This is a genomic window from Actinomadura vinacea, assembly GCF_039532545.1.
In the GTDB taxonomy this organism is placed as follows: Bacteria; Actinomycetota; Actinomycetes; order Streptosporangiales; family Streptosporangiaceae; genus Spirillospora; species Spirillospora vinacea.
Genome location: NZ_BAAARW010000020.1, coordinates 431,399 through 444,048 on the forward strand (window position 1 = coordinate 431,399; position 12,650 = coordinate 444,048).

At 71.0% G+C, this 12,650-nt stretch carries 8 protein-coding genes and 1 pseudogene; 6 read left to right on the forward strand and 3 right to left on the reverse strand.

Going from position 1 to position 12,650, the window contains the following annotated elements; genetic code table 11:
- The first annotated feature begins 54 nt into the window (after positions 1-54).
- The 4 genes from ABD340_RS26375 to ABD340_RS26390 are packed head-to-tail and all read left to right on the forward strand — an operon-like array spanning position 55 to position 4,665.
- Positions 55-717: a TetR/AcrR family transcriptional regulator gene (locus tag ABD340_RS26375; protein ID WP_344592434.1), complete on the forward strand. Its 663-nt coding sequence runs from the start codon at positions 55-57 to the stop codon at positions 715-717.
- Positions 714-3,260: a PEP/pyruvate-binding domain-containing protein gene (locus ABD340_RS26380; protein ID WP_344592436.1), complete on the forward strand. Its 2,547-nt coding sequence runs from the start codon at positions 714-716 to the stop codon at positions 3,258-3,260. The genes ABD340_RS26375 and ABD340_RS26380 overlap by 4 nt, the downstream gene beginning before the upstream one ends.
- Positions 3,257-4,069: an alpha/beta hydrolase gene (locus ABD340_RS26385; RefSeq protein ID WP_344592437.1), complete on the forward strand. Its 813-nt coding sequence runs from the start codon at positions 3,257-3,259 to the stop codon at positions 4,067-4,069. Before ABD340_RS26380 ends, ABD340_RS26385 begins: the two co-directional genes overlap by 4 nt.
- A 50-nt stretch (positions 4,070-4,119) precedes the next feature.
- Positions 4,120-4,665, forward strand: a complete 546-nt coding sequence (locus ABD340_RS26390) for a DinB family protein (RefSeq protein ID WP_344592439.1) — start codon at positions 4,120-4,122, stop codon at positions 4,663-4,665.
- Here ABD340_RS26390 and ABD340_RS26395 read toward each other — a convergent pair.
- Positions 4,652-6,562 (reverse strand): glycosyltransferase family 2 protein, encoded by a 1,911-nt coding sequence (locus ABD340_RS26395; protein WP_344593251.1) that lies wholly within the window; start codon positions 6,560-6,562, stop codon positions 4,652-4,654. The genes ABD340_RS26390 and ABD340_RS26395 overlap by 14 nt on opposite strands.
- Positions 6,563-7,213: 651 nt before the next feature.
- Between ABD340_RS26395 and ABD340_RS26400 the strand changes: the two genes are divergently transcribed.
- Positions 7,214-8,122, forward strand: a complete 909-nt coding sequence (locus tag ABD340_RS26400) for an isocitrate lyase/PEP mutase family protein (protein ID WP_344592440.1) — start codon at positions 7,214-7,216, stop codon at positions 8,120-8,122.
- Between the two features lie 117 nt (positions 8,123-8,239).
- On the opposite strand, the gene ABD340_RS26405 is transcribed toward ABD340_RS26400, so the two are convergent.
- Together ABD340_RS26405 and ABD340_RS26410 are read right to left on the reverse strand one after the other, a co-directional pair.
- Positions 8,240-9,535: an RNA-guided endonuclease InsQ/TnpB family protein gene (locus ABD340_RS26405; protein ID WP_344592441.1), complete on the reverse strand. Its 1,296-nt coding sequence runs from the start codon at positions 9,533-9,535 to the stop codon at positions 8,240-8,242.
- Positions 9,529-9,657: pseudogene (locus ABD340_RS26410) on the reverse strand (transposase); the annotation flags it as partial. The gene ABD340_RS26405 and the pseudogene ABD340_RS26410, both read right to left, overlap by 7 nt.
- Before the next feature lie 601 nt (positions 9,658-10,258).
- Between ABD340_RS26410 and ABD340_RS26415 the strand changes: the two are divergent.
- Complete coding sequence (locus tag ABD340_RS26415) at positions 10,259-12,640, forward strand: VWA domain-containing protein (RefSeq protein ID WP_344592442.1); 2,382 nt, start codon at positions 10,259-10,261, stop codon at positions 12,638-12,640.
- The last annotated feature ends 10 nt before the right edge of the window (positions 12,641-12,650 follow it).

Below are 12,650 nucleotides of genomic sequence, written 5' to 3' on the forward strand. Positions count from 1 at the left end.
CCCGAGGCCATGGTTGACAGATTCACAAAAACTGTCAGAGTGATAATCGTGGGCGTGAACGAACAGGAACGCGAGCGGGACATCCTCGACGCGACGGCGGATCTGCTGCTCCGGGTCGGCTACAACAAGCTGACGATGGGCGATGTCGCCGATGCCGTCGCACTCCACCGCGGGCTGGTCTACCTGCGCTTCAAATCGAAGGACGAACTGGTCGAGGCGGTCGTGCTCCGCGAGCTGGATCGCTACGCGGACGCGTGGCGCGAGCAGGTGGAGGACGATCCGCGAGGCGGGAGCGTGGCGAGCGTCTACCGGGCGATGGTGCACGCGTTGAAGGCACTGCCGCTGGCCTCGGCGATCGTCGCAAGGGACGCGGAGGTCTTCGGCAAGTACCTGCGCAAGCGGCCGAGCTTTTTCGAGCGGCGGCCGAACGCCATGGGCACCAGCGAGTTCCTCCAGGTGATGCAGGACGCGGGCACCGTCCGCCGGGACGTCGACGTCCAGGCCGTGGCGTTCATCCTCGACGCCCTCACGCCGGCGCTCAGGAGCACTTTTCCAGGCGAGTCCGGGCAGCCGTCGTCGGACGAGGTGCTGGAGACGCTGGCGGACATGCTCGAGACCCTGGCCCCGGCGCACGGTGGCGATCTCGAAACGGGCAAGGCGGTTCTGCTCAGCGGGCTGGAGCAGGCCCGCGCCGACCAGGGAGGACAGGAGTCATGAGCGCACCCGGCGAACCACTGGTCCTGGTGCTGGACGACACCCGCGCGACCTTGGAGCGGGCCGGGGGCAAGGGCGCGTCGCTGGCGCGCATGGCCGCGGCCGGCTCGCCGGTCCCGCCGGGCTTCCACGTGACGACCTCCGCCTACCGCCGCTTCGTCGCGGCGCACGGCCTGGAAGAGCGGATTCTCCAGGCCGCCTCGGCCGCGGACCATGACATCGCGGCCGAGCAGATCGCGGCCCTGTTCGCCGACCGGCCGATACCGGACGAGGTGGCACAGGCGATCAGCGTCGCCTATGCCCGCCTGGACGGGGACGAGGTGGCGGTCGCCGTCCGTTCCTCCGCGACCGCCGAGGACCTGCCGGACATGTCCTTCGCCGGGCAGCAGGAGACCTACCTCAACATCCGCGGCAATTCCGCCGTCCTGGACGCGGTGAAGCGGTGCTGGGCGTCCCTGTGGACGGCGCGGGCGATCGGCTATCGCGAGCGGCAGGGGGTCGGCTCGGACGAGGTCAGCCTGGCGGTCGTCGTCCAGGAACTCGTGCCCGCCGACGCGGCCGGGGTCCTCTTCACCGCCAACCCGCTGACCGGCGCCCGGGACCAGGTGATGGTCAACGCGGCCTGGGGACTGGGCGAGGCCATCGTCGGTGGGCAGGTCACCCCCGACACGCTGGTCGTCGCCAAGGCCGACGGCTCGATCGTCCAGCAGGATGTCAGCGACAAACAGGTCATGACGGTCCGTACGGCCACCGGAACCCGTGAAGAACCGGTGCCCGAGGAGATGCGTAGACGGCCGGTGCTGGAACCGGAGCAGTCGGCCGAGCTGGCGCGCATCGCGGCCGGGCTCGAGGAACTGTACGGGCATCCGCTGGACATCGAGTGGGCGCGGCGCGACGGGCGGCTGTACATCGTCCAAGCGCGCCCGATCACCGCCCTGCCCGGCGCCGCGGACGACTGGACGCTTCCCGATCCGAAGGGCAAGTACACCCGGGGCAGTGTCATGGAACTGCTCCCCGAGCCGCTGTCTCCGCTGTTCGCCACCCTCGGCATCCCCGCTTGGGAACGGGCCACCCTGGAGCACTACAAGAGCATCCGGCTGCCGTACTTCGACGATCCGCTGGCGGTCATCAACGGCTACGGCTACTACAACGTCGACTACAGGGCCGGGCTGGTGGCCCGGATGGCCCTGGCCCAGCCGCGGTTCCTGGCGGTCACCCTGCCCCGAAGGCTGCGGACGGCGCCGCAGCGCTGGCGTGAGGCGCACGCGGCCTATGCCGCCGTCATCGACCGCCGCCGCGCCGTCGACGAGACATCGGCGGCGGAACTGCTCGCCGGAGTCCGCGAGATCGTCGAGGTAGCGGCCCGTTACTACCTCACCATCCAGGGCGGCGTCCTGCCCGCGGCGTACATGAGCGAGTCGCTGTTCGCCTCGGTGTACAAGCTCGCCAAGCGCCGCGGCGACCCGCCCGCGCTGACGTTCCTGCTGGGCTTCGACAGCAAGCCCGTGCGTGCCGAGAAGTCCCTCTACGACCTGGCGCGCTGGGTGCGCGACCAGCCTGGCCTGGCCGAGCGGGTGGCGGCCGATGTCCCGGACGAGGGGACGGAGTTCCAGAACCGGTTCGCCGCGCACCTGTCCGAGTTCGGTGACTCGGTCTACGACCTCGACTTCGCCAAACCGCTCCCGGCCGAGGACCCGGCCCCGCTACTGCAGACACTGCGGTTCTTCCTCACCGAGGAGGCGCCCGACCCGCACGCGCGTCAACGCGCGGCCCAGGAGGCGCGCGAGGAGGCCATGCGCGGGCTCCAGGCCCGCCGCGGCCCGCGGGTGTCGCTCGCCCGGCGCGTGCTGCGCTGGGCGCAGGCGGCCGCGCCACTCCGCGAGGACGCACTGGCCGATGTGGGCCTGGGCTGGCCGGCGGTACGGCAGGCGCTGCGCGAGATCGGCCGTCGGCTCGCCGCCGCGAACGCGATCGCCCACGAGGACGATGTGTTCTGGCTGCGGCTCGACGAACTCGAGGCGTCCGTGTCCGCGCTGGACGCGGGGCGTAGAGCCGTGGACTCGCGCGCACTCGTGGCCGAGCGGAGGGCCGTCTGGAAGGCGCAGCGGAAGGTCGCGCCGCCGCACGCGCTTCCGGGCGGCATGAAGCTCCTCGGCGTCGACTTCTCCAGGTTCGTTTCGGGGCACGGCGATCAGGGCTCGGGAGAGGTCATCAAGGGCGTGCCCGGGAGCCCCGGGCGAGTGACCGCCCCGGCCAGGGTCATCCACGGTCCCGACGAGTTCGGGCGGATGCGCCCGGGCGACATCCTGGTCGCCAGGGTCACGACCCCCGCCTGGACGTCCCTCTTCGCGCTCGCCTCGGCGGTCGTCACCGACGTCGGGGGGCCGCTCAGCCACAGCTCGATCGTGGCGCGCGAGTACCGGATCCCGGCCGTCCTCGGCACCGGCGCGGCGACCGAGCACCTGCGCGACGGTGAGCGGATCACCGTCGACGGCGATGCCGGAACCGTGACCCTCCTCCGTTCCCGGAAACAGGCATCCCGATGAGCACGGACGAGATCGTGCCCCTGGGGGATGAACACCCCGAGCACATATCGGCGTACGGCCAGGAAACCGTCGTGCCGGAGATCGGCGACGCCGAGAACATCAGGCTGACCCGCAACGTCACGGTGCCCTCGCTGACCGTCCACGCCCCCGATCCTTCGGTGGCGACCGGCACCGGGGTGATCGTGTGTCCCGGTGGCAGCTTCACCACGCTCACCCACGGGACGGGCTCCGAGATCGCGAACCGGCTCACCGAGCACGGCCTGACCGTCTTCGTCCTCAGATACCGCCTCCTGCCCACGCCCCGGGAGGACGAGGAGTTCCTGGGAACCTGGGCGTCGAACGTCAACATGGACGCCATCGAGTCGCAGTCGCGAGTGGCCAAGGACGACGCCTTCCGCGCGGTCCGGGTCGTCCGCGAGCGGGCGTCCGCCTGGGGCGTCGACCCCGCGCGCGTCGGCATGCTCGGCTTCTCCTCGGGAGGGCTGCTCACGATCGGCGCCGCGACCGGACGCGACGCGGCCGGTCGCCCCGATTTCGCCGCGCCGATCTACGCCCCCGTGTTCGACGACTACGCGGTGCCGGCCGACGCGCCGCCCCTGTTCGTCGCGTTCGCAAGCGATGACGAGGGCATGACCGTTGTGCCCGCCAACCTCGCGCTGTACGACGCCTGGCGTGCGGCAGACCGCTCGGTCGAGATGCATGTGTACGCGGAGGGCGGCCATGCCTTCGTCTGGCGGAAACGCGGCCTGCCGTGTGACACCTGGATGGACCGATACCTCGAATGGCTTCGCTCCCAGGGCTTTCTCTAAGCGTGGAAAACGGTTGGTGTGGCGGGCGAGGGTGATGGGAGGCTCGCCGAATGGGTGCTGATCGTGTTGACCTGCTGCTGCGGCAGCTTGATATCGCCTGGGCGCTGTTCGAATACCACCTGGAGGGGATCGACGACGAGCTCTGCCTCTGGGAGCCGGAGGCCTACTGCTGGACGGTGCGTCCCGACGGGCAGGGGCGGTGGATCGCGGACTGGCAGGTGCCCGAGCCCGAGCCCGTCCCGGCGCTCACGATCGGCTGGCTGACCTGGCACATCGGGTTCTGGTGGACGACCACGCTCGGGCACTGCTTCGGGACGGGCGCGCCGCCGCGGGAGGAGATCACCTGGCCGGGGACCGCGGCGGGCGCGGCGACGTGGCTGCGTGATCTCAAGGCCGACTGGCAGGCGCAGCTCGGCGGCGTCACCGACGCCGACCTCGACTCCACCGAGCGGACGGCCTCGCTGCCCTGGGGGATGGAGATGCGGCTGGTGGACGTCGCGGGCTGGGTGACCGTCGAGCTGACCAAGAACGTCGCGGAGGTCGGTCTCGTGCGCAACCTGCACGGTGCGCGGGCGCACGGGCTCAGGAGCGTATGAACCCCATCCGGATGCGACGGCGGGGGGCGACCTTCAGGGACAGGTTGCCCTTCTCCGTGCTGTAGGGCTCGATGCCCTTCACGGCCGCGGCCTGGAGCCGTTCGGGAGCGCGCAGGCGGCGCTCGTCGACCGACTCGGACACGGCGACGCGGCACCACGCGTCCCAGGTGCCGGGGGTCAGGCCGTCCAGCGGGAGGCGGCCGGTGACCTCCACGTCGTCGCCGGACCGGCGCCGGACCGGCAGCGGCGCCTCGATCTCGGCCTCGCCGTCGCGCCGCCGCAGCACCGCCGTGACCTCGACGTCGGCGGCCGTCCGCACCGCGAGGGCGAGTTCCAGCGCGGGGACCCGGGTCAGCGCCGCGGCGACCGTCGAGACCGGTGCGGGGCCGCCCGCCAGGCCGCCGCAGTGCAGGGCCAGCGCCCCGGTTCCGGTGGTGAGGTAGGGCGTCGCGTACGGGGCCCCGCCCTTCACCGGCACGACGCGGGCGCCGGGCGTTTCCACGGTGCCGCCCGGCCTGGGGAGCAGCACGCCCTCACGCATGATGTCGCCGGCCCGCATCACCGCGACGGCGTCCCAGCGCCCGGCGGGCAGCGGGCCGCCGCCGGCCAGCGTCGCCAGGTCGAGGTCGGCGACCATCTCGGGCAGCTCCCCCTGCCAGGCCACCACGTCGAACGGCACCTGGTACTCGGCGGCGCCGTCGCGCTGCCGCAGGACGAGCCTCGCCGACTGGTCCCAGGCGCCCAGTTCGGTCAGGAACGCGTAGCCGCGGACGCGCAGCCTGCCCTCGTTCCACTCCACCGCGTCGAGGCGGCGCCGCTGCCGCACCCGGTGGGTGATCTCGTAGCAGGTCTCCGGGACGGCCAGCGCGGCGTCCCGGAACCCGGGGTAGAGCTGGAAGGCGCGGGCGCCCTCGACGGCCACCGGCGGCGGGGTGCCGTCCAGGCCGCACGGGACGACCCGCGCGAGCAGCTCGTCCAGGCCGTTCAGCACGCAGTGGGCGATCAGGCGGCCGCGCGCGCCGAACCGCTTGGCCACCCCAGCGGTCCACCAGGCCTCGAGCAGGAGCCGGGCACCGTCCCTGGTCGCGGCCTGTTCGGCGGGGTCCAGGGACGGGTAGCGGCGGCCGAACCGGGAGAAGATCTCGTTGAGGAAGTGCCGGGCCATCAGCCGGTCGCGGTCGGCCCCCGGCGGCACCCGGTCGCCGATGTACCGCATCACCTCGCCGATGCACGCGAAGTGCCGGGCGGCGCCGGCGCCGCCGCGCTGCAGGACGCTGGTGCCGTCCTCGCGGTCGATCCAGTAGTAGCAGTCGTACTCGCCGACCACCGAGATGCCGTCGGCCTCGAAGTAGGCGCGGGCCGCGAAGAGCTGGTCCTCGTGCGAGAACTGGCCCTGGGGGAAGCGGAGCCCGAGCCGTTCGATCAGCGACCGCCGGAACAGCTTGAGCACCGACAGCGAGTCGTACACGGGCGGGTCGGCGGCGAGCACGGTGGTGCGCGGCACGTCGCGGTCGAAGCGGGGCGCGTTGCGGCCGATGCCCACGTACCGTCCGATCACCACGTCGGTGCCGTTGGCGTCGGCCATGGCGACCATCCGCTCCAGCGCCTCGGCCCCCAGGCGGTCGTCGGCGTCCAGGAAGAAGACGTACTCCCCGGTCGCGCGCTCCAGCCCGGTGTTGCGCGGCCCGCCCGGCCCGCCGGAGTTGGGCTGGTGAACGACCTTGAGCGCGGGCCATCCCGCCGCCCACCGGTCCAGTTCCGCGGCGCTGCCGTCGGTGGACCCATCGTCGACGGCGATGACCTCCATCGCCTCCGGGCCGATCGACCGGCCGATCGACTGGTCGCGCACCGATCGCAGGGCGCGTTCCAGGCTGGGCCGGCAGTTGAAAACCGGCATGATCACGCTGACTTTCAGGGTGCCACCGCCTTCAATGCGTCACGGGGCCGCCCCTCCGGCCGCCAATGCCCCATGCCCGAACTACTCGGGTCGAACGTCAACGCTCCATTACGGAAAGTGAGCATCACACCTTCCGTCACTCAGACCACCATAGCCGCCAAATCGGCCGCTCCTTGCGCGGTTTCCGGCCGGACCCCGGTCGCTCGATCGCACTTCCCCCCTAACGCAGGGTGACCAAGTACCCCGAATCGCCATCTTTCCCCTGCTCGTCCGGGCGGCGCGGCCGAAGGCGGCCACCCGGGGGCCCGGACGCCGGCCGGACAAGACGATCAGAGGGTCCGATGGCGCGCCAATACAGGCTATCTGACGGTGCTGTTGCTATCCTGTCAGGATCGGCCTTCACCGGTATCCGGTGGCAAGGTCCGCAGTTTCTGGAACGTTCCGCGAAACCCCTTGCCGAATGATCTAGAAAAGCGCCCCGGCCGAGCGAATTTACTTTCCCGTGAACCGTACATTGCATCGCCAGCACGCCATGTATGGGTAACTGTTCACCGTGCGGCACGCCAGTGCGGCCCAACGCCACGTCAACGACGGCAAAGGCCCTCCAGGCATGCCACCTGACCTGCAAAAAGAACCACGGGAGCGTGAAAAGTGAATTACGGAGACGACCTTCGCCGCGAGATAAAGTCGGACGGGGTAACGCCCCTCATCGGCATCTTCGACATGTTCTCAGCCTCGGTCGCCGCCCAGCACTACAAGGGGCTCTTCGTTTCCGGTTTCGGATTCGCGGCCTCGCACTACGGGCTGCCCGACATCGGCTTCATCGCCTGGCCGGACATGGTGGCGTTCGTCCAGCGCCTCCGCCTCGCCTTCCCCGACCGGCACCTGCTGGTCGACATCGACGACGGCTACGTCGACCCCGAGGTCGCCTGCCATGTCATCGAGCACCTGGAGCGGGCCGGCGCGTCCGGCGTGATCCTGGAGGACCAGCGGCGACCGCGCCGCTGCGGGCACGTCGACGGCAAGCAGGTACTCCCCCTGGAGGAGTACCTGGAGAAGCTCGACATGGTGCTCGCCACCCGCCGCGACCTGGTCGTGGTGGCCCGCACCGACGCCGGGACCGAGGAGGAGATCCTGCGCCGCGCCAAGGCGCTGGCCGCCACCGACGCCGACGTCGTCCTGGTCGACGGCCTCCGCAGCGTCGAGTGGATCCAGCGGGTCCGGGAGGTGATCGGCGACAAGCCGCTGCTGTTCAACCAGATCGCGGGCGGCAAGTCGCCCCGCATCTCGCTGCCGGAACTGGACGCGCTCGGCGTCGACGTGGCGATATACAGCACGCCTTGCCTGTTCGCGGCGCAGACCGCGATGCAGGACGCCCTGGTCGCCCTCAAGGCCGACGAGGGACGGCTCCCCGAGCACGACGACGGCGCCGTGGGCGTCAAGGAGTCGATCGCCCTGCTGGAGCAGAACATCAGCCGGCACCACCTCAAGCCGAGGAAACCGCTGAGCGGCTCCTTCAGGCACGAGCCGGCGTCGTCCGCGTCCGAATCACTGGTTTAGGCAGCACCGGTTCCGGGGCCGCCTGGCGGCCCGTCCCGAGGAGACAAGAGCATGAAGGCTGTCCTGTCAGCACCGGCCCGCCTGCGGATCGATCCCTACTTGAAGTGCTCCCCGCGGCTAGAGCCGGGGGATTTCAGCCAGCGCTGGCTCCGGGTGTGCGGTGGCCTGGGCTGCTGTTGCTTGGCGGTTTGCCTTCCGGCCCACGCGGTTGCGTGGTTTGCGCGCCCCGGCCCGCACACCCGGTCTGGGTGGTGCGGGTTCCGCCCTCCCGGCGGTGAGGATGTTCTTGGCGGCGCTGACGTCGGCGTGGCCGGTGTGCCCGCACGAGGTGCACGCGAAGACCGCTTGGCTTTTGCGGGACTTCGGGTCCACGTGCTTGCACCGGTGGCAGGTCACGGACGTGTACGCCGGGTTGACGGTGATCACGATGGTGCCGGTGTAACGGGCCTTGGCCCGTACGGCTTGTTCAATGCGGTGCCAGCCCTTGTCCAGGATGGCTTTGTTCAGCCCGGTCTTGGCGGCGGCGCCGTTGGGCAGGAACCGGCCGGGCCGGTCCAGATCTGGTTTCGGGGCGGCCCGGCGGGTCATGTTCTTGGTCTTGAGGGACTCGAACACGACCAGGTCGTGACCGCCTGCCAGCACGCACGCGGTCTTGGCGGCGAAGTCCTCGCGGCGGCGCCGGATCTTGGCCTTGAACGCCCCGGATCTGCGGGCGGCATGCCGGCGCCGGTTCGATCCCTTCCGGGTACGGGACAAGTCCCGCTGGAGCTTGGCAGCGTGTTCGACCTCACGGCCGGTGGCGAACACCTGGTGATGGAACACCCCCTCACTGGTCGTCACGATCTTCGCCACACCCCGGTCGACACCGATCCCGGTGTCAGGGCGGGCGTGCCGTCCAGGCGGGTCGATGCCGTCCTCGACCAGGAACGAGATGTACCAGCGCTGCCCGTCGCGGGTGATGGTGGCGTTCTTGGCCGGGCCGCCCAGCGGCCGGGTCCACCAGAACCGGACCCACCCGAGCTTGGGGAGCTTGGCGCGGGCCCACCTGCGGTTCAGCCGCTCCACACAGATCTTGCCGCCTTCGGGGAACCGGAACGAGGGCCGGGCGGCCGTCTTGGACTTCCACCGCACCCCCCACACACCGTGCCGGGAACACGAGGCGTCCAGATCGATCAGGGTCTGCTGCAGGCAGTGCCCCGGCGCCTCACCCAGCCATTCCAGGCCCGGCTCGGTCTTGGCCTCAGCCAGCTGACGGGCCTGGTCGTGATATCCGATGAACACGCCACCCCTGCGGTAGACGCGGCGTTGCTCCAGAGCGGTGTTCCACACCGCCCGGCACGCCCCGCCGATCCGCTCAGCGAACTCGGCCTGCTCGGGCGTGAAGTCCAGCACATACCTGCGCCCCGTCAACACGACGACTCCACCCCCCACACGTTCTTCTGGTTCTCGACATACCGTTTGATCACCTCAAGCGGGGCCCTGCCGACGGTGGCCACGAAGTAGGAGTTCGTCCACAACGGCGGCAACCGGGACTTCCGGTTCGTACGCAGCGTCACCCCCATGGCTGGCCACTATATAGACCACGGTCGCCTATCGCACTCCAGTTCGAAACACCAGACCAAAGACCCCTGCAGAAGGGCTTACCCCCATGGCTGAAGCCAGTGGTCCGCGCCCTAGAAGTTTCGATCGATGAGGACGACGACAACCGGCACGGGTGATCTATATACGCTATACGTGATCCTTTCTAGTGGATCTTGAAAGGTGGGCAGCGCGGAGTCAGGTGGACCCAAGTGGAGCGATCTGGCGTCTTACACTATTCGGCCGGACATCCGCGACGATGGCCTGATGTGGCCTATTTTCGCACGTCACAGCCGGTCACAGCGGGACATCGGACTCCAGAACCGACCCGATCCAGACAATTCCGGCCGCACTATAGATCACTACCCGCATTAGTGCGCATTGCCCTGGCCTTGCGGTCCCTACTCTGGTGGCGTTCACGTAAGCCTTTGCGGTATACGTGACGCACTTCGGCGTTTCACAAAACTCCGATCCGGCAGGTACGGGACACCCCTCCCCCGCGTTCCGGGCTGCCCCGCGCAAGGCTCAAGATCGCGCATAGAACAGGGTCGAACGCGAATGGAACAAGCTCTTCTCCGGTGCCTGCGCACGAGCGCTGCACTGGTGGTGGTCGCGGGTGCCCTCTGGCCCGTCCAGCCGGTCTCGGCCCGGTCGGCGCCCCCGGCCGCGCCCCCGGCGGCGGCAGCGCCCGCGACCGCACCCGAGACCACCCCGCTCGACATAGTGATCCTCGCCGACGAGTCCGCCAGCCTCTCCCCCCAGGACGTCAAGGAGGAGATCAAGGCCACCGCGACCATCGCGCAGAGCGGGCTCAACCGCAGGAGCCGGGTCACCGTCCTGGGGTTCGGCAGCAACAACGGCGGTGACGGCCAGCGGGCCGTCACCGAACTGTGCCGCCCCACCGTCGTCGAGAGCGCGGTGCGCAACGACTACCTGGCGTCCTGCGTCCGGGGCCTGCACCGGCGCACCGAGGCCGAGGGCAACGACACCGACCACGTGGCGGCGCTCTCCCAGGCGATCCGGACGCTGGAACAGGGCGGCCCGGACGGCGCGCTCAAGGTCGTGTTCGTCCTCACCGACGGCAACCTGGACGTGCACCGCAGCCCGAACTACGGCCGCGCCGAGGGCGACCGCAACACCGAGGCGCAGCGCCAGCTCAAGACCCAGCTCGGGCTGGCCTCCGCCGGACGGATCCAGATCTGGCCGCTCGGCTTCGGCTCGCAGATCGACCAGGGCGCGCTGAACGGGCTCGCCGCCGGCGGTTCGCAGCAGGCTTGCAACGACCGTCCGGGGTCCCGGCCGCGGGCCCGGGTCGTGCGCGGTTCCGGAGACGTGCTGCGCTCCCTCTCCGAGGCCCACGCCGCCGCGGCCTGCTACGGGCTGAGCCCGACCGACACCACCGAGCTGCAACCCGGCGGGGAGGGGGAGCTGATCGTCGCCATCCCGCCGATCGCCACCGACGGCAAGATCACCGTGTCCAAGGGCGACCCCCGGGTCCGGGTCGACTACTACGCGCCGGGCGGCGACCGGCCCGTGCCGTCCAGCGGCCGGACCGGCGACACCGAGTTCAGCCGCAGCGGCGAGAACTCGGTCGTCGAGACGCTCGGCCTGGTCAACCCGGCCGCCGGGAAGTGGAAGGTCAAGCTGACCGCGCCCAAGGAGCTGTCCCGCCAGCTGGTCAGCGCGACGGCGATCTGGCAGGGCGCGGTCCGCTCCTCGATCGTGGTGGAGCCACCTGCCGCGCGCACCGGGCAGCCGCTGACCGTGCGGCTGTCGCTGCTCACCCGCCGGGGCGCGGTGACCGACCCCGGCACGCTGGCCTCGCTCAACTTCGCGGTGGTCGCGACCGGGCCCGCGCTCGGCGGGCGGCAGTCGGACGTGGTCGTCCGGGACGACGGCAAGGCGCCCGACGACGTCGCCCGCGACGGCCGGTACGCGGGCACGCTGACCGCGCCCGGCACCGCCGGGGACGTGACGTTCACCGGGGTGGTGTCCGGCGAGGGCATCCGCGCCGAACGGGTCCCGGTCACCGTGGGCGTGTCCGCCGACGCGCCCGTCCTGCAGGGCCGGATCGCGTTCGACTCGGAGGCGGAGGTGCGGCCCGGCGCGGCCGTCGAGGGCACCCTGACGATGGAGAACGCGGGCGGGCCGGTGAACGCGCGGCTCGTCCTGGAGGGCCCGTCGCAGGCCGCCACCACCCTCTCGGCCGCCGACCTGGCCGTGCGCCAGGGCAGGTCGGACCACCCGTTCCAGGTCAGGTTCGGCCCGCAGGCGGCGCTCGGCGGCACCTCGCTCACGGTCAAGGCCGTCGACCCCGCGAACCTCGGCAAGGTCTACGCCAACGGGCAGCTCACCGTCACGATCGAGCCGCCGCCCACGTGGTGGGAGCGGAACCGGGCGTTCATCCTCGCCGGCCTGCTCGTGCTCGCCCTCATCGCGGCGGCGCTGCTGTGGGTGCGGCATGTGCGCCGCCGCCGGGTGGACGTGCGGGGCCTGGTCGCCGTGCTGAACCGGGACGGCGACCCGGTCGGGCCGAAGCTGCGCGCCCCGACCGGCAAGTGGGCCGCGCAGTTCCGGTTCATCATCCGCGACTCCGACGAGGGCAGGCCGCGGCTGGACTACCCCAAGCGGGGCGAGCGGGCGTACCTGGTCCGGCGGGGGCAGCCGGGGCGGGTCGACGTCCGCACCCCCGACGGGGAGCGGCAGGAGGTGCCGATCGGCGCCGCCGGGCAGCCGATCGAGACCTCCGGGGACGGCGCCAGCGGGGACGCCCAGTGGACGCTCGCCTTCACCGACAAGCGCCGCCCGCGCCCGTCGTCCCGGCCGAAGCCGAGGCCGCGGCCGGGCTCGTCCCGCGACCCGCGGGCGGACGACCCCATGACCGGCGGCTCCGCGCGACCGCACGAACCCGGACCCGACGACCCGGAAATCGAGCTCTGAGCACAGAGTT